Raw genomic sequence first — 16,806 nt, 5'->3', positions numbered from 1 at the left:
TGAGGGAGGCTTGGGCCTTCTTCTCGTACGTTGGCTGATTCGCCCGTGCGTTTCGCTGGTACGTCAGCCGTTGGCGAGGGCGACGACCCGGTCGAGGGCGCCGTTGAACTTGTCGTGATCGCCGACGGTCGGGCCGGACGAGGTGTACTGCCACATCGTGTAGTACCCCCAGCCCGCCGGCAGCGTCCCCACGGACGAGGCGTAGCGGGCGATCCACAGCGGGTTGTTGGCGGCGAAACCGCCGTAGTTGCCGGTGCAGTCGGTCCACCAGCTGGTGGCCGTGTAGATCACCGCGTCCCGGCCCGTGCGGGCCTTGTAGGTGTTCAGGAAGTCGGCGATCCAGCTGACCATCGCGCTCGCCGACTTGCCGTAGCACTCGGCGCCGTAGGGGTTCCACTCGATGTCGAGGGCGCCGGGCAGCGTCTTGCCGTCCCTGGACCAGCCGCCGCCGTGGTCGACGAAGTAGTTGGCCTGGGTCGCGCCGCTGGTGGTGTCGGGGGTGGCGAAGTGGTACGCGCCGCGGATCATGCCGACGTTGTAGGAGCCGTTGTACTGCTGGGCGAAGTAGGGATTGGTGTAGTAAGTCCCCTCGCTCGCCTTGGTGTACGCCCATCTCACCCCGCTGCTCCACAGCGTCGACCAGGCGACGTTGCCCTGGTAGCCGGAGACGTCGACACCCTCGGTCTGGGTGGCGTCGGCGGAGGAGGGCATGCCGCCGGTGCCGTCGTGGGCGGCGACGCCCATGCCCATGCGGGCGGAGCCGCGGGCGGGGGTGTCGGCGGCGGTGGCGGGGTCGGCGAGGACGAGCGAGAGGGCGGCGAGCAGGAGCCCGGCGAGGAAGAGGTGCCGGGGGCGTACCGATCCGGATCTGTGCACGGGCATGGCGTGCCTCCGAAGGCTCGGTGATGCTCTGTGGGGGGCCTGTGCAGGGTTGTTGCTCGGGTTGCCCGGCCGCCGTGAGGTGGCGCGGGCTCGTGGCGTGGGCATGTCAGTCGTTGCCCGCTAAAGAAGCTACGCACGTAGAAGACCGGGTGGAAGGGGGGTCGGAGGCTGCCGTTGGTCTAGCCCTGCGAAATACTTGGGGAGCTGCGGCAACGACGGGGTCTGGCGGAAACTTTCAGGATCGGGAAAACCGAGGCAGGGACTGACGTGCACGAAGGCGAAAACGGGGACGAGCGCCGGCTTTCGGCGGATGAGTCACCGAGTGGTGCAGACCAGGAGTACCTGTCCCTGGAGCGCGAACTGACGATCCTGTTCCGGCGCGCCCGCGCCAACCAGGGGGAGATGGCCCGCGAGGTCCACCCCGACCTGGAGTCGGCGGCGTACGGACTGCTGATCCGTCTCGACGAGTGCGGCCGGCAGCGCGCCACGGAACTGGCCGGTTACATCGGCGTGGGCAAGGCCACCATGTCCCGGCAGCTGCGCGCCCTGGAGGAGCTGGGCCTGGTCGCCCGCGAACCCGACCCGGCCGACGGCCGCGCCTGGCTGGTGGGCCTCACGGACGAGGGCCACGACCGCGTCCGCAAGGTCCGCAACGCCCGCCGCGCCCGCTACGTCAGCCAACTCTCCCACTGGAACCGCCTGGAGGTGGCCGAACTGGCCCGCTTGCTGGGGCAGTTGAACCGGGGTATGGAGCGGTAGGCCGCGGGGGTTCCGGAGCCCCCCGGCAGGGTCCCCTCACAGCTCGGCGTACACCACCGTCGCGTCGTCGTGGGTCTTGCTGCGCCGTAGGAACTTCCGTTCCGTGTCCGCGATCTCCAGTGCACGCACTCGTTCCACCAGGGCGCGCGCGCCCTCCTTGCGGAGCAGTCCGAAGCAGTCCTCCCAGGTGCCCTCGTGGAACTTCTCCACCCAGCGCGTGGCCCCGTCCGTGAGGGCGGCCAGGGCTCGCACCTCGTGGCGGGGGAGTACCCCGGTGACCGCGCGTTCCGCTACCGACGGGTCCGCGGCCGCCGTGAAGAAGCCGCCCTCCTTGTTGCGGATCGTGGCGTCCACGAGGGTGTCCGTCGCCAGGGCCGAGCGCGGCAGCCGGGAGAGGCGATCGTCCAGTACGGCCGTCACCGAGCCTGTCGGCGACTCCACGAGCAGCGCGGAGTCCGAAAGGACCAGGTATTCGACCGTCTCGGCCCCCCAACGCGCCATGACCACCGTGGCCTGTGGCGTGCGTGGGTGAGAAAGGTCACAGGTGCCGATGTGTGTTTGAGCTGTGCGCGCGATGGCCCGGGAGAGGGTCTCGGCCAGCGGAACATCCGTGAGGGAAACGGTCAGTTCGGTCAGGGCCCCGCCCAGGTGCGCGACGTACCAGGGAACGGAATGCAGACACCCCGTCCCACCACGCGGAGGCGTCACCCCGTCCAGGACGACGACCACCCCTCCCTGGCCGGAAGCGGGGACGGCGGCTGCCGCGAAGTCCTCGTTGGGGCGCGCCGGATCACCGGGCTCCGAGACAAGTTCCGTATGCATTCGGCCAGTCTGCACGACGTCTTCACAAGGTTTGCGAAAGGCCGACGGTGGTTGCCGAATCGGCGCACTCGCGCAGGTCAGACGTCTGTTTTGGGGTGGAATTCGTTGTTCCGGGAAGGCGTGGCGGCGAATAGTGCCATCGTCGGGCGCGGACGTCCAACCGGCCCGCCGCGCACGGTCGCTGCACGCGCCCGCGGAACTTGCTCCCCAACTCTCCTCCGATGTTCACTCCTTCGGGTGGCGGGTCAGGTGATGCTCGGCCACTGCCCACCGGCACTGGGAGGGTCGGGGACCGTACCGAGGGTGTGCGCGGTCGGCGCCAGTTGACGGAGCGTCACCCCGGCCCATGAGTATCACGAGTCAGGAATGCGAGCACCGGTGCAGAAGACGCGGCCTCGTCGCACAGGCAAGCAGACGGATCCCGCAGCGGACGCCGAGCGTGCGCCCGGCAGCACCGCCACCACCGGCAAGGGCCGTCCCACGCACGTCCGCAACCGCCTCGTCGTAGCCGTGGCCGTCGTGGCCGCCGCCATCGCCGGGGCCGGCCTCCCCTCCGTCCTTGCCGCCTCCGGGCAACTCTCGGACTGCCAGGACCTGGTGACGCTCGCCGAGCAGACCCAGGACGCCCTCGTCCTCGCCCACTCGCTCGCCGACGAGCGCGACGAGGTGACCTCCTACATCGCCGCAGGCAGGCCCAAGTCCAAGGCCCCCGGCGAGCAGGCCAGCGCCCGCGTCGACCGGCAGGTCGAGGAACTGCGCCAGAACCCCGACATCTCCTCCACCCTGCGCGGCGACCTCGACGGCATAGCCGCCGTCCGCCGCTCCGCGCTGACCGGCAAGAACAGCGCCCTCCAGGCGCACGGCGCCTACTCCGCCGCCATCACCGAACTGCACCGACTCGCCGAGCAGCTGGCGGAGAAGATGCCGCCCCGCGCGGGCGCGGGCGCGCACTCCCTGGCCGAGCTGGACTCCGCCGTGCAGCAGTCCGCCGCCGCCCGCGGACTCCTCGTCGCGGCCCTCAACGTCCCGTCGTCCACCCAGACGGTCATCAGCCCCACCACCGGGCTGCCGGTCAGGTCCACCACCTCCTCGTCGGCCGACACGAAACAGCGCGACGCGCTGACCGCCGCCGCCCAGCAGGCCCGGCTGCGCTCCGACGCGGCCCTCGCCGACTTCCGCGACACCGCGCCCAAGGCCGCCCGGACGTCGTACGACTCCACGGTCACCGGCCCCGAGGTGGACTCGGCCGAGAAGTACCTGGCCGCCCTGACCGACCAGCCGACGCTCACCACGTCCGAACTGGGCACCAGCGCCTCGAAGGCCAACGCCGCGCTCTCCGCCCGGATCGACGCCATGCGGGGCGCGGAGTCCGCCCTCTACGACCGCCGTACCAAGGACCTCGCCCAGCTGCGGGACGACGACGTCTCCGCGCTGGAGCTGCGCATCGCCGTCCTCGCCGCCCTCATGCTGGTCGCCGTAGGCATCGCCACGGCCATGGCACGCACCCTCACGCGTCCGCTCTCCGTCCTGCGCCGCGGCTCGGCCCGCCTCGCCGGCGCCGAGAACCCCGCCGCCGAGGAACCGGTCACCTTCACCGGCCGCAACGACGAGTTCGCGCAGGTCGTCCGCTCCGTCAACGCCCTGCACGCACACGCCGCGAGCCTCTACGAGCGCATCGCCACCCTGGAGGCCGACCGCAAGCACCTGGTCGGCCAGCGCCAGAAGATGGCCGACGCCCGTGAGGGACTGCGCTCCGAACTCGCCGACGCGGCAACCCAGTTGGAGCGGCTGCGGGAAAGCATCGGCGGCACCTTCGTGAACCTCGCCCTGCGCACCCTGGGCCTGGTCGAGCGCCAACTGGGCGTCATCGAGGGCCTGGAGGAGCGCGAGCACGACCCGGAGCGGCTCGCCACGCTCTTCAAACTGGACCACTTCGCCACGGTGATGCGCCGGCACAGCGAGAACCTCCTGGTCCTCGCCGGCACCGAGCACGTCCAGCAGAGCGCGCACCCCGTCCCGCTCGTGGACGTCGTCCGCGCCGCGGTCAGCGAGATCGAGCGCTACGAGCGCGTCCGCATCGCCGTCCTGCCGCCGCACGCGCACGTCGCGGGCTTCGCCGCCGACGACCTCTCCCATCTGCTGGCCGAACTGATGGAGAACGCCACCGCGTTCTCGCCGCCCGACCGCCCCGTCGAGATCTCCGGCTGGCTCCTGGAGAACGGCGAGGCCATGCTCTCCGTCCAGGACGAGGGCATAGGAATGACCGGCGAGCGCATGAGCCGTCTCAACACCCGGCTCGCCGAGTTCGACCCGGAGTCGCCCTACGACCAGGAGGGCGAGGACGGCCTCGGCCTCGGTCTCTACGTCGTCGCCCGCCTCGCCCAGCGCCACGGCGTCCGCGTCCAGCTGCGCGAGCAGAAGCAGGGCGGCGTCGCGGCGGTCGTGGTCCTGCCGAGCCCCCTGCTGGCGGCGGCCCCGCCGGCCGCGGTCCCCTCGGCCTCCTCACCCGTCTCCGGCTCCGCCCACTCCTTCTCCCTGCCGGGCGCCGACGCGGAGGCCAACTCCAACGAACTGCACCACCGCACGAAGTCACCGGACCCACTGGTGGCGTTGGCGGAGAAGGCGGCACAGGCCGCCGAGGCAAAGGCGAACACCGAGGCCGAGCCGGATACCGGCCCCGAGGCCGACGAACACGCGCCGACCCCGGCCGAGACCACGATGGAACTCCTGATCCCGCTCCAGCCGACGGACCGGGACCCCCTGCCGCCGCAGCCCCACCCGGAACCCGAGGCCGCCGACGGCGAGGAGCCCCCACAGGGGCCACCCGCACCCGACGACGCAAGTGGTACAGGTGGTGCGGGTGGGAACCCATCCGCCGAAGCCGAAGCCGAGGCGGAGGCGGAGCACCAACGCACCCCGGACGAAGAAGAACCAGTAACAGCAAAGGGCCTCCCCAAGCGCACCCCAAAGATCACCGCACCGACCGAGACCCAGCCCCAACGCCCCCGTACCGTGGACGCGGAAGCACTCCGCAGGAGACTCGGCGGATTCCGCCAGGGCGCCCAGGCCGGCTACCGCGACGTAGAGGTGGAGATCGCCGAGAGGACGGCCCAGAACGAGGTGCCGGCCACCGGAACAGCTGAATCCGAAGAAGCCACGGGGGGCACTGTCGAGGAGGAACGCAGTTGACCGCGCCCAGTACCTTCGGACTGAGCAGTGAAGCCCGCAATCTGCACTGGCTGCTGACGAACCTGGTCGAGGAGGTGCCGGGCATCCAGTCAGTGGCGGTGGTCTCCTCCGACGGCCTGCTGCTGCTCTCCTCCGACCCCGGCCGCAACGCCGAGGCGAAGAAGGAGGCCAAGCGGCAGCGCGCCGGCGGCCCCCGCGGCTCCGCCGCCGACCTCGCCACCATCGTCTCCGGCATCGGCAGCCTCACCATCGGTGCGGCCAAGCTGATGGACTCCGGCAAGGTGAAGCACACGATGGTCGCGATGGAGGAGGGCAGCCTGTTCGTGATGTCGATCAGCGACGGCTCACTGCTCGGTGTGCACGGCTCCGCGGACTGCGACATGAGCGTGGTGGCGTACCACATGGCACTCTTCGTGGGCCGCGCCGGCCATGTGCTGACCCCCGAACTCCGCAGCGAGCTGCGCCAGTCCCTCGAGCAGGAGTCCGCCGGGAGCACCCGATGAGCACATCGCCGAAGAAACTCCCCGTCCGCGGCGCCGAGCGCAAGCCGGCCCGCGTGCGCCCCTATTCGCTCACCGGCGGCCGTACGCGCTTCGGTCACGTCCTCCTCGTGGAGACGTTCGTGGCCGCGCTGGAGGCACCCGAGGAGCGCAAGGAACTGACGAACGGCGCCTCCGGCAGCAGGGTGATGCCGGAGATGCTCGCCATCGTCGAACTCTGCCGCCGTATGCGCACGGTGGCCGAGATCGCCGCGCTGCTGAAGATGCCGCTCGGCGTGGTCCGCGTGCTGCTCAGCGACCTCGCGGACCAGGGAAAGATCCGTGTTTACGGCACCGGGACCGGCCACGGCACTGGCCGTCCCGACCGCGCTCTGCTGGAAAGGGTGCTGAATGGACTCCGTCGTCTCTGACGCCGCCACCGCTGCCGGCGTCACCCCCCTCGTCGACGAGGACGAGAATCTGCAGTCGTGGCAGACGGACCGCACCCGCGCCCCCATCGCCACGAAGATAGTCGTGGCGGGAGGCTTCGGCGTCGGCAAGACCACGCTGGTCACCGCCGTCTCGGAGATCACGCCGCTGCAGACCGAGGCGCTGATGACCGAGGCGAGCGAGGAGACCGACGACCTCACCTCCACGCCCGGCAAGCTCACCACCACCGTGGCGATGGACTTCGGCCGCCTCACGCTCGACGACGACCTGGTGCTCTATCTGTTCGGCACGCCGGGCCAGCAGCGGTTCTGGTTCATGTGGGACGACCTGGTGCGCGGCGCGATAGGCGCCGTCGTCATGGCCGACACCCGCCGCCTGAAGGACTGCTTCCCCGCGCTCGACTACTTCGAGAGCTGCGGACTGCCGTACGTCGTCGCCGTCAACCACTTCGACGGCAGCGAGCTGTACGAGCCCGAGGACGTGCGGGAGGCATTGACGATCCCCGCGCACATACCTGTAATGATCATGGATGCGCGCCGCCGGATCTCGGTGATCGAGACCCTCCTGTCCCTCGTGGGCCACGCGCTCGACGAAACACCCGAGTGAACCCCCGTTAGGAGCCCTCACCCGCCATGCGGAAGATACTCGTCGTAGGGGCCGGTCAGTCCGGTCTGCAGCTCGCCCTCGGCCTTCAGTCGCACGGGTACGAGGTCACCCTTATGTCGAACCGGACGGCGGACGAGATCCGCTCCGGCCGGGTCATGTCGACGCAGTGCATGTTCCACACGGCACTGCAGCACGAGCGCGATCTCCAGCTGAACTTCTGGGAGTCCCAGGCCCCGAAGATCGAAGGACTCGGCGTCTCGGTCGCGGCCCCCGGCTCCTGGGGCGAGGGCCCCGCGGCGCGCGCCATCGACTGGGTGGGCAGGCTCGACGGGTACGCGCAGTCGGTCGACCAGCGGGTGAAGATGGCCGGCTGGATGGAGACGTTCGCCCAGCGCGGCGGCCAGCTGGTCATCCACGGCGCGGCCGTCTCCGACCTCGACTACTTCTCCCGTACGTACGACCTGGTGATGGTGTCGGCGGGCAAGGGCGAGCTGGTGTCCATGTTCGGCCGCGACGCGTCCCGTTCGCCCTACAGCGAGCCGCAGCGCGCCCTCGCGGTGGCCTACGTGCACGGTCTGGGCCCGCGCCCCGAGCACCCGGAGTTCGACGCGGTCCGCTGCAACCTCGTCCCGGGCGTCGGCGAACTGTTCGTCATGCCGACGTTCACCACCTCCGGCCGCGCCGACATCCTGTTCTGGGAAGGCATACCCGGCGGCCCGCTGGACGTCTTCAACGGCGTCAAGGACCCGGCCGAGCACCTCTCCCTGACCCTGGAACTCATGGAGAAGTTCACGCCGTGGGAGTACGCGCGGGCGACCAAGGTCGAACTGACCGACGCGGGCGGCACCTTGTCCGGCCGTTACGCGCCCACGGTCCGCAACCCCATCGGCCGGCTGCCCGGCGGCGGTCTGGTGCTCGGCGTCGCGGACGTCGTCGTCGCCAACGACCCGATCACCGGCCAGGGCTCCAACTCGGCGTCCAAGTGCGCGGCCGCGTATCTCGCCTCGATCCTGGAGCACGGCGACAGGCCGTTCGACGAGGCCTGGATGCAGGCGACGTTCGACCGCTACTGGGGCACCGCCCAGCACGTCACCAAGTGGACCAACGCGATGCTGGCGCCGCCGCCGGAGCACATCCTCAACCTGATCGGCGCGGCCGGACAGCTGCAGCCGGTCGCCGACCGCTTCGCCAACGCGTTCAACGACCCGGCCGACTTCGAGAACTTCTTCTACGAGCCGGAGAAGACGGAGGCGTACCTCGCCTCGGTCGCCGGTTCCTAGAGGCTGCGTTTCCTGGAGGCTGCGGTTTTCAGAGCCTGCGTTCGTCGGGCCGGACGGCTCCCAGGATCGGGTAGGCCGCGACCGGCGAGACCTTGATTTTCTCGCCGGTGCGCGGGGCCTGGATCATCATGCCGTGGCCCAGGTACATCGCGACGTGCGTGGCCTCGGGGAAGTAGATCACCAGGTCGCCGGGGCGCAGCTGATCGAGGGGGACCTTCGGCAGCTGCGCCCACTGCTCCTGGCTGGTGCGCGGGATCGGCGTGCCGGCGCGGTCCCAGGCCTGCGAGGTCAGCCCCGAGCAGTCGTAGGACTTCGGGCCCTCGGCGCCCCACTGGTACGGCTTGCCGAGCTGCCGTACGGCGTAGCGCACCGCGCGGTCGCCCTCCGGTGACGGCGGGCGGTCGTCGTCGAGGGCGCCGGACGCCAGGAGCTTCTGCTGCGCCGTGTCGACGCCGTGCTTCTCCAACTCGGCGAGCGCGGAGAGCTGTTCGGGGGTGAGCGAGGCGAGGAGTTCCTCGACCTTCTTCAGCCGCCCCTGCACGTCGTCCCGGTCCTTCTTCTGCCGTGCGGCGAGGGAGAGCTGACGGTCGAGGGCCGTGCGGGCGTTGCGGGCCAGCGCGTCGGCCTTCTTCTCGGTGCCGGTCAGCCGGCCCACCGTCGCGGCCTGCTCCCGCGCCAGCCGGCCGATCACATGCCCCTGGTCGAGCGCCTGCTGCGGATCGCGGGCGAGCAGCAGGCGTACGTACGGGGAGATGTCGGTGCTGGACTGGTACTGCTGCCGGGCGAGCCGGCCCGCGGCGCCCCGGCTGTCCTGCAGCGAGAGGCGGGCCCGGGCGAGCGCGCGGTCCAAGCGGTCCACCTCGGCGCGCTGTTTCCTCAGCTTCTCCGCGGTGGCGTCGTAGGTCTCGGTGGCCTTCTCGGCCTGGTGGTACAGCCGCTGAAGGTCCGTCAGCTGCTCGGCGACGGTGCGGCCGCCGGGGTCGGGTGCGGGAGCGGCCGTGGCGGGCAGCGGTGCGAGGACGCTGCCGGCGGCCACTGCCGCCGTGCACACCAGACGCAGAAGCCTTCCTGACACGTCATCACCTCCGGTGCGGTGCGGGCCTTCCGCTCCGCACAGTGAGGTGTTGACGGCCGCGCCACCGGCACGCGCCGGATGTGCGCGGTTCGGCGTAATCGCGTCACTCGTCGGTGTCGTCCGGCGTGCGGCCCGGCGTGGCGCCGGGCGCGGCACCGGGCGCGGCACCGGGCGCCGAGTCCGGCTTGGACCACGGCCACTTCAGCCCATCCGCCTTTCCGGTGGGGTCGTACTCGTACTTCCACCCGCGCAGCAGGCCGAGGCGCTTGGTGTGGCCGCGCGGGACGCGCCGGTAGACGTGCACGACGGGCGGGCCGCCGGCGGCGTCCGGGACCGGGATGCGGTAGATCTTGGGCGGCTGTCCTGTGGGGCCCACCAGGACCGGCAGCACCCGGCCGTCCATCGGGCCGCCCTCGAACGGCGTGTCTTCGCTCTTCACGGCACCAGTCTCGGACATCCCGCGCCGGGGTCAGACATCCTGCGCCAGCGCCTGCACCAGCTCCGCGGTCTGGGCGTCCCGTACGGCGGTCACCGAGAGCACGGCCACGAACTGGTCGACCAGCCAGTCCCGCAGTTCGTCCAGGGGCGGCTGCTTGTCCTCGTCCAGCCAGATCAGGGAGGCCGCCTCGACCGCGGTGATCCACATCCGCACGGTCATGCGCAGCCGCAGGCCGGGGCCGGTGACGCCCAGATGGCTGAGGATGTGCTCGGCGGCGGCCCGGCGCACGCCGTCCACGATGGCGGTCGTACGGGAGGTCTCCACCACGCTGCCGCCCTGCAGCAGGGCGCTGAAGCCGGCGTCGTGCTGGTCGACGAAGGCCAGATAACGGTCCAGGGCGCGCGCGAGACGGGGCAGCAGCGGGCCCTCGCGGGGCTCGTCGAAGCACTGCTCCAGCTCCTCGGCGGCCGACCTCAGCGCGGCCTCGTACAGCTGCTGCTTGCCGCCCGGGAAGTACCGGTACACCAGCGGCCGCGAGACCCCGGCCGCCTCCGCCACGTCGTCGAGGGAGACGTCCTCGGGGGCACGGTGGGCGAAGAGGCCGAGGGCGGAGTCGAGGAGCTGGCTGCGCCGCTCCTCGACGCTGAGGCGGCGGTAGGCGGGGGTGGCGGCCGACGGGGTCATGCCTCGCAGCGTAACCGGCCGCCTGCACGCCTCCTACGCCAGCAGTCCGGACGACCTCCACAAGCGGCGCCCGGCACCGCGCAGCACCCCGATGTCGTCCAGGAAGTCGGTCAGCCGCTTCGCCCCGGTCTGCATGACCTCCCGCCGGTGCCCGCTCGCCTTCACCTGCGCCAGGGCCTCGCGCTTGTCGAGCCCCACGTTCGTGTAGACCTCGGGGTTCACGAACGCCACCGAGAACACCCGCGCGAACTCTCCCGACGTCAGGCGGGTGAACTCCTGCGACCACCGCGGAGCGGTCACCATCTGCCGGCGCAGCTCCTCGCGGGCGTAGCGCACATGGCGGGCCTCCTCGACGACGTGGATGCGCGTGACGCCGCGGATCAGGGGCTGCACCCGCTCGTCGGGGAAGGTCAGGCGCTGCATCCAGTCCAGGACCTCCTCGCCGAGCAGGGTGGCCGTGAAGGAGCCCGGCGTCGTCGAGATCGTCTTGAACAGGCGGCCCAGGTTCTGGTGCACCCGGCTCACCGGGTACCAGGGGGTGCCGCCGTGCGAGATCAGCCGGGCGAACATCTTGGAGTGGCGGCACTCGTCCTCGATCTCGGTGAGGGCGTAGCGCACATGGGCGCTCGTGGCCGCCTTGTCGTAGATGTGCCGCACCAGCAGCTGCATCAGGATGAGCTCGAACCAGATGCCGAGCGAGGCGAGCGCGGCGGCCTCGTGCTGCGAGAGCAGGATCCGCTGCTCCTCGCTCATCCGCTTCCACATCGGGGTGTCGTAGAGCGAGACCAGCTCCGGCGGCCAGAACCACTTGCCCTCCTCGAAGGGCGCGTCCCAGTCCAGCTCCTTGTCCGGGTCGAAGGAGTGCTTGGCGGAGGAGGCGAGAAGTCGCTCGGCCACCTGTTCGCGGTCCTTGAGCTGGCCGAGCGCGTCGCGCAGCCCCTCCAGCGCGTCCGCTTCCGTCAGGATCGTCATGGTTCTTCCACTTCGTTACCGGGGGTTACATCCTCCATCGCTTATGAGACTGCCTGTCAGCAAGCTCGTCAATCCCCCGTGCGCGTTTTGTTGACCCGGCGTCTACCACGTAGGAGCCTGCGGACATGCCGACTTACGACCTGTACGCCACAGACCCGGGCGACCCCCACTGGCAGGTACCGGCGAGCGGTGCGGCCCGTTTCAGCTGGGAGTACGACGACGGACGCGACCGTCTTCTTGCCCTCTACCAGAAGGGCAAGGACAAGCAGTGGGACGGGCAGAAGCGCATCGACTGGGATCTGGAGGTCGACCCCCGCGACCCGCTCGGCACCCCGGACGAGTCGATGTCGCTCTACGGCACCAAGCACTGGGCGAAGATGACCGACGACGACAAGGCCGAGCTGCGCAAGCACTACGCCTCCTGGCAGTTCAGCCAGTTCCTGCACGGCGAGCAGGGCGCGATGGTCTGCGCGGCCCGGATCGTGGAGTCGGCCCCCGACCTGGACGCGAAGTTCTACTCCGCGACCCAGACGATGGACGAGGCGCGGCACGCGGAGATCTACGGCCGCTTCCTGCACGAGAAGATCGGGATGCTCTACCCGATCAACGACGACCTCCAGTCGCTGCTGGGGGACACCCTGCGCGACAGCCGCTGGGACATGCCCTACCTCGGCATGCAGGTCCTGATCGAGGGCCTGGCCCTCGCCGCCTTCGGCCTGCTCCGCGACACCACCGACAAGCCCCTGCCCAAGCAGATCCTCGCCTACGTCATGCAGGACGAGGCCCGGCACGTGGCCTTCGGGCGGATGGCCCTGCGCGACTACTACAGGCAGCTCAGCGACGCCGAACTGCGCGAGCGCGAGGAGTTCGTCATCGAGGGCTGCCATCTGATGCGCGACCGGCTGCGCGGCGTCGAGGTCCTGGAGAACTTCGGCATCCCGAAGGCCGAGGCCGAGGAGTACAGCGAGCAGTCCGAATTCCTGGCGCTCTTCCGCAAGTTGCTGTTCTCCCGCATCGTGCCCTGCGTCAAGGACATCGGCCTGTGGGGCAAGCGCCTGCAGCAGGCGTACGTCGACATGGGCGTGTTCGACCTCGGCGACTCCAACCTGGACCTGCTGATGGCCCAGGACGAGGAGATCGCGGAACGGCTGGACGCGGAACGCTTCGCCGAGGAGGAACGGGAACGCGTGGCCGAGGTGACGGAGGCGATCGAGGCGGGCGCCGGGCAGAGCGGCGGTTAGACCGGCTCGACGCCGGGCCGACCCGGCGGTCAGACCGAGCAGCCAAGCCCGTCCGGCACCTCCAGCGGCACCGGCTCGGCGCCCTGCGCCGGGAACGACGTGCGCAGGGTGAAGGCGTACGGCGTGGGCCCGTTGGCGCGCAGATGCAGCAGGCGCGCCTCGGCCTCCGCGACCGTCGGGCGGTGCCCGGCCGGCACCCACCACAGGGCCACCATCGCCTCCTCGATCCGCTCGAACCACGCGCGCCGGCGGGCCAGCATCTCGCGGTGGCGGCCCTGGTACATGAACGCCGTCAGCGCGTTCGTGTCCCGCCACACCGACATGTTGATGATCAGCCAGTCGTCCCCGAAGACGGCCACGTCGGTGGCGTCACCGCCGTCGCCCTGCAGGCGCCAGACGAAACCGTCGGCGGCATCGGCGTCGGCGTTCACCGGATCGAGGGCGGCGACGAAGTCCTTCAGTTGCGGTGAGTCCAGAGGGGCCTTGAGGCGGGCGATGTTGACCTGGGCGAGTTCGTGAGCGCTGGCAGACGTCATGTACCGAACGTTAGGTCGGGAGCTTCGTCCGGCTCAACCCCCGTCTCAGTCCTTGGAGTTGAGGACCGCCTCCATCACTGACCGGGCGATCGGCGCGGCCACCCCGCCGCCCGTGATGTCGCCCCGCCGGGCCGAGCCGTCCTCCACCACCACGGCGACCGCGACCTTCGGCTGCCGTTCGTCCTCGTTCTGCGCCCACGACACGAACCAGGCGTAGGGGACCCCGGCGTTGCCCAGGCCGTGCTGGGCGGTGCCGGTCTTGCCGCCGACGATCGCGCCGGGGATCGCGGCGTTCGTGCCGGTGCCCTCCGTCACGACGTCCTCCATCAGCTCCTTCATCCGCTCGGCGGTCTCCGGGCGCATCGCCGCACGCGCAGGACGCGAACCCGCCGTGGCCACCGTGGCCCCCTCGTTCGTGGTCGTCCGCTCCACCAGATACGGCGAGCGCACCTGCCCGTGGTTGGCGACGGCGGCGGCGACCATCGCCATCTGCAGCGGCGTGGCCCGCGTGTTGTACTGCCCGATCGACGACAGGGCGAGCTGCGCCCGGTCCATCGAGGTGTCGAAGGTGCTCGGCGCCACCGCGAACGGGATGCGCTGCCGGGTGTCGTTGAAGCCGAACGCCCGCGCCGTGGCGGCCATGCGCCTCACGCCCACGTCCACGCCGAGCTTCGCGAACACCGTGTTGCACGACCACTCGAAGGCCTCCCGCAGCGGGGCGTCCCCGCATCCCTCGCCCTCGTTCATCAGCGTCGTCCGCGTGCCCGGCAGCGGATAGGGGTCGGGCGAGTCGGTCGGCGCGTCGAGATCCGTGACGACGCCCGCGTCCAGCGCCGCCGCCGCGGTGACCACCTTGAACGTCGAACCGGGCGGATAGGTCTGCCGCACCGCCCGGTTGAGCATCGGCTTGTCCGGGTCCGCGTTCAGCCGGGCCCAGGAGCGCGCCGTCGCCGCGGCGTTCCCCGACAGCGCACCGGGGTCGTACGAGGGGCTCGACACCAGCGCCAGCACCCGTCCGGTGGCCGGTTCGATCGCCGCCACCGCGCCCTTGCGCCCGTCGAGCCCCTCGTACGCCGCCCGTTGCGCGGCCGCGTCGAGCGTGGTCACGACGTCGCCGCCCCGGCTGCGGGCCCCCGTCAGGTTGTTCATCACGGGGAACGGTTTCAGCGCCGGGTCGGTGCCGGACAGGACGCCGTCCTTGACGTGCTCCAGCAGTGTCGTGCCGTACACCTGCGAGGCGAAGCCGGTGACCGGCGCGTACAACGGCCCGTCCGTGTACGTCCGTTCGTAGCGCAGCTGCTCCCCGGAGTCCCGGGAGCCGGTGACGGGCGAGCCGCCGACCACGATGTCGCCGCGCGGCTGGTGGTAACGGGCGATCTGGGAACGGCGGTTGGCGTGGTTGTCGTTGTAGGAACCGGCGTCCAGGAGCTGGATGCGGGCGGCGTTGGCGAGCAGCGCGAGCAGCAGCATGACGCAGAAGTACGCGGAGTGGCGGATGTGCCGCGTCATGACGGCACCGCCTCCCCGCCGTACTGGCTTCGTGCCGAGTCGCTCAGCCGGATCAGCAGCGCCACGATCGCCCAGTTGGTGACCACCGACGAGCCGCCCTGGGCGAGGAAGGGCATCGCCATGCCGGTGAGCGGGATCAGCCCGGTCACCCCGCCCGCGATCACGAACACCTGGAGCGCCAGGATCGAGGCGAGCCCCACCGCGAGGAGCCGGCCGAAGGGGTCGCGCAGCGCGAGGGCCGCGCGGTAGCCGCGGTCCACGAGCAGGCCGTAGAGGAGGAAGATCGCGGACAGGCCCGCCAGGCCCAACTCCTCGCCGGCCGTGGCGAGGATGAAGTCGGACTTGGTCGCGAAGCCGATGAGGATCGCGTGGCCCAGGCCGAGGCCCGTGCCGAGGACTCCGCCCGCGGCGAAGGCGAACAGCGACTGAGCGATCTGGTTGGGGCCCCGGCCGGCCTGGATCGACGCGAAAGGGTGCAGCCAGTCCTGGACCCGGCCGTGCACATGCGGCTCCAGCCAGCCGACCGCCACCGCGCCCACGGCCGCCAGCAGCAGGCCGACCGCGATCCAGCCGGTGCGGCCGGTGGCGACGTAGAGCAGCACCACGAACAGGCCGAAGAACAGCAGCGAGGTGCCGAGGTCACGCTCCAGCACCAGCACGCCCACGCTCAGCAGCCAGATGGCGAGGACCGGGCCGAACGCCCGGCCGGTGGGCAGCTGGATGCGCCTCAAGCGCCAGAGGTGACGGCCGGTGTACGCCAGCGCGTTGCGGTTGGCCGCGAGGTACGCGGCGAAGAAGACCGCCAGCAGCACCTTCGCGAACTCGCCCGGCTGGATGGAGAATCCGGCGATCCGGATCCAGATGCGGGCGCCGTTGACGGCCGGGAAGAGGATCGGCAGGAGCAGCAGGGCGAGCGCGGCGACGACACAGACGTAGGCGTAACGCTGGAGCACCCGGTGGTCGCGGAGCAGCAGGACGATCACGGTGAACAGGGTCACGCCCACGGTGGACCACACGAGTTGGGTGGGGGCCGCCAGGTCGTGCGGGGTCTCCAGGTCGAGCCGGTAGATCAGCACCAGACCGAGGCCGTTGAGCAGGACGCCGATGGGCAGCAGCAGCGGATCGGCGTGCGGGGCGCGCAACCGCACCGCGCAGTGGGCGAGCAGGGCGAGCGCACCGAGCCCGGCGCCGTAACCGGCGGCGCCGGGCGGGACGGTGCCGTTCCTGGCGAGGCCGACGTCGCAGTAGCCGTAGACCGAGAGCAGTACGGCGATGGCGAGGAGGGCGAGTTCGACACCGCGGCGCCGCAGCGGAGCGACCGCTCGCGCGGGGGCGTCCGCCCGGGTCAGCACCAGCGCGGCGGCGTCCCGATCGTGTCGATGTAGCGGGCCGAACCCCATGCCCAAGTCCCGTCCGTGAGGAGGTACCAGAGGTGGTTGCCCTGCACGCTCTGGCCCGGTGTCTTGCAGAAGATGGAGACGTGCTGGCCCTTGTGGGCCACGCGGATCACCTGGCTGCCGCGGGTCGGCGCGCTGCGCAGCAGCAGCTCGCTCGCGGTGACGACGCCCCGGGCGTACTGCTGGCCGCCGTGGTCACCGCCCTGGTTCCCGTTACCGGACTGGCCGGGGTCGCCCTGGTTCCAGTCGCCGGACTGCCCGGAGTCGCCCTGTCCGGAGCCGGGGTCGCCGCCGTTGCCGTCCCAGCCGTCGTCCGCGAGCGCGGGCACGACGGCCACGGAGGTGATCAGGGCGCCGGCGGCGGTGGTTATCGCCAGGCGGGTGAGAGCGGAGCGCAGTGACATGGCCGATACCTCCACGAACGGGGGTGAAGCTGACTATCCGCCACGTTAGGAGCAGTACCGGGGGGTCGCTCGTCCGGTTGGG

Annotated in this window: 17 protein-coding genes; 7 read left to right on the top strand and 10 right to left on the bottom strand. The window is 70.9% G+C overall.

Annotated elements, in window-relative coordinates; all coding sequences use genetic code 11:
• Positions 1 to 63: 63 nt before the first annotated feature.
• Positions 64 to 882 carry a lysozyme gene (locus tag JYK17_RS21940; protein ID WP_108014840.1) on the bottom strand — a complete coding sequence of 273 codons (819 nt, stop codon included), beginning with the start codon at positions 880 to 882 and terminating at the stop codon, positions 64 to 66.
• 267 nt (positions 883 to 1,149) lie between these two features.
• On the opposite strand from JYK17_RS21940, the gene JYK17_RS21935 reads away from it, so the two are divergent.
• Positions 1,150 to 1,641, top strand: coding sequence for a MarR family winged helix-turn-helix transcriptional regulator (locus tag JYK17_RS21935; RefSeq protein WP_108014841.1), 492 nt, complete (start codon positions 1,150 to 1,152; stop codon positions 1,639 to 1,641).
• Between the two features lie 36 nt (positions 1,642 to 1,677).
• Here JYK17_RS21935 and JYK17_RS21930 read toward each other — a convergent pair whose 3' ends face one another.
• Positions 1,678 to 2,463 (bottom strand): protein phosphatase 2C domain-containing protein, encoded by a 786-nt coding sequence (locus JYK17_RS21930; protein ID WP_108014842.1) that lies wholly within the window; start codon positions 2,461 to 2,463, stop codon positions 1,678 to 1,680.
• Positions 2,464 to 2,841: 378 nt separating this feature from the next.
• Between JYK17_RS21930 and JYK17_RS21925 the strand changes: the two genes are divergently transcribed.
• From JYK17_RS21925 to JYK17_RS21905, 5 genes are read left to right on the top strand one after another with little or no spacing between them, the layout of a single operon-like run.
• Complete coding sequence (locus JYK17_RS21925) at positions 2,842 to 5,652, top strand: sensor histidine kinase (RefSeq protein ID WP_222811027.1); 2,811 nt, start codon at positions 2,842 to 2,844, stop codon at positions 5,650 to 5,652.
• Entirely contained in the window at positions 5,649 to 6,155 is a 507-nt protein-coding gene (locus JYK17_RS21920; protein ID WP_108014843.1) for a roadblock/LC7 domain-containing protein, read from the top strand. The genes JYK17_RS21925 and JYK17_RS21920 overlap by 4 nt, the downstream gene beginning before the upstream one ends.
• Positions 6,152 to 6,562 carry a DUF742 domain-containing protein gene (locus JYK17_RS21915; protein ID WP_108014844.1) on the top strand — a complete coding sequence of 137 codons (411 nt, stop codon included), beginning with the start codon at positions 6,152 to 6,154 and terminating at the stop codon, positions 6,560 to 6,562. The genes JYK17_RS21920 and JYK17_RS21915 overlap by 4 nt, the downstream gene beginning before the upstream one ends.
• Complete coding sequence (locus tag JYK17_RS21910; RefSeq protein WP_108014845.1) at positions 6,543 to 7,187, top strand: GTP-binding protein; 645 nt, start codon at positions 6,543 to 6,545, stop codon at positions 7,185 to 7,187. Before JYK17_RS21915 ends, JYK17_RS21910 begins: the two co-directional genes overlap by 20 nt.
• 26 nt (positions 7,188 to 7,213) lie before the next feature.
• Complete coding sequence (locus JYK17_RS21905; protein ID WP_108014846.1) at positions 7,214 to 8,467, top strand: styrene monooxygenase/indole monooxygenase family protein; 1,254 nt, start codon at positions 7,214 to 7,216, stop codon at positions 8,465 to 8,467.
• A gap of 28 nt (positions 8,468 to 8,495) precedes the next feature.
• Here the strand turns inward: JYK17_RS21905 and JYK17_RS21900 are convergent, their stop codons facing one another.
• From JYK17_RS21900 to JYK17_RS21885, 4 genes are all read right to left on the bottom strand, one after another.
• Positions 8,496 to 9,542, bottom strand: coding sequence for a C40 family peptidase (locus tag JYK17_RS21900; RefSeq protein ID WP_128801937.1), 1,047 nt, complete (start codon positions 9,540 to 9,542; stop codon positions 8,496 to 8,498).
• Positions 9,543 to 9,645: 103 nt separating this feature from the next.
• Positions 9,646 to 9,981 carry a DUF8847 domain-containing protein gene (locus tag JYK17_RS21895; protein WP_108014970.1) on the bottom strand — a complete coding sequence of 112 codons (336 nt, stop codon included), beginning with the start codon at positions 9,979 to 9,981 and terminating at the stop codon, positions 9,646 to 9,648.
• Between the two features lie 30 nt (positions 9,982 to 10,011).
• Positions 10,012 to 10,665 carry a TetR/AcrR family transcriptional regulator gene (locus tag JYK17_RS21890; RefSeq protein ID WP_108014848.1) on the bottom strand — a complete coding sequence of 218 codons (654 nt, stop codon included), beginning with the start codon at positions 10,663 to 10,665 and terminating at the stop codon, positions 10,012 to 10,014.
• Between the two features lie 33 nt (positions 10,666 to 10,698).
• The gene (locus tag JYK17_RS21885; RefSeq protein ID WP_108014849.1) at positions 10,699 to 11,637 is read right to left on the bottom strand and encodes an AurF N-oxygenase family protein; all 939 of its coding nucleotides are present in this window, start codon (positions 11,635 to 11,637) and stop codon (positions 10,699 to 10,701) included.
• Between the two features lie 125 nt (positions 11,638 to 11,762).
• On the opposite strand from JYK17_RS21885, the gene JYK17_RS21880 reads away from it, so the two are divergent.
• Positions 11,763 to 12,878, top strand: a complete 1,116-nt coding sequence (locus JYK17_RS21880) for a ferritin-like domain-containing protein (protein ID WP_108014850.1) — start codon at positions 11,763 to 11,765, stop codon at positions 12,876 to 12,878.
• Between the two features lie 29 nt (positions 12,879 to 12,907).
• Here JYK17_RS21880 and JYK17_RS21875 read toward each other — a convergent pair whose 3' ends face one another.
• The 4 genes from JYK17_RS21875 to JYK17_RS21860 are packed head-to-tail and all read right to left on the bottom strand — an operon-like array spanning position 12,908 to position 16,724.
• Positions 12,908 to 13,414, bottom strand: coding sequence for a DUF3291 domain-containing protein (locus tag JYK17_RS21875; RefSeq protein ID WP_108014851.1), 507 nt, complete (start codon positions 13,412 to 13,414; stop codon positions 12,908 to 12,910).
• A gap of 45 nt (positions 13,415 to 13,459) precedes the next feature.
• Positions 13,460 to 14,923: a peptidoglycan D,D-transpeptidase FtsI family protein gene (locus JYK17_RS21870; protein ID WP_128801935.1), complete on the bottom strand. Its 1,464-nt coding sequence runs from the start codon at positions 14,921 to 14,923 to the stop codon at positions 13,460 to 13,462.
• A complete protein-coding gene (locus JYK17_RS21865) occupies positions 14,920 to 16,323 on the bottom strand; it encodes an FtsW/RodA/SpoVE family cell cycle protein (protein ID WP_181362605.1) in 1,404 nt (467 codons plus the stop codon). Before JYK17_RS21865 ends, JYK17_RS21870 begins: the two co-directional genes overlap by 4 nt.
• Positions 16,269 to 16,724, bottom strand: a complete 456-nt coding sequence (locus JYK17_RS21860; protein WP_108014853.1) for an SH3 domain-containing protein — start codon at positions 16,722 to 16,724, stop codon at positions 16,269 to 16,271. The genes JYK17_RS21865 and JYK17_RS21860 overlap by 55 nt, the downstream gene beginning before the upstream one ends.
• Positions 16,725 to 16,806 lie beyond the last annotated feature (82 nt).

Source organism: Streptomyces plumbidurans (assembly GCF_019857225.1).
Classification (GTDB): domain Bacteria; phylum Actinomycetota; class Actinomycetes; order Streptomycetales; family Streptomycetaceae; genus Streptomyces; species Streptomyces plumbidurans.
The sequence above is the reverse complement of the archived record's forward strand: the minus strand, read 5'-3'. Positions and strand labels throughout refer to the sequence as shown.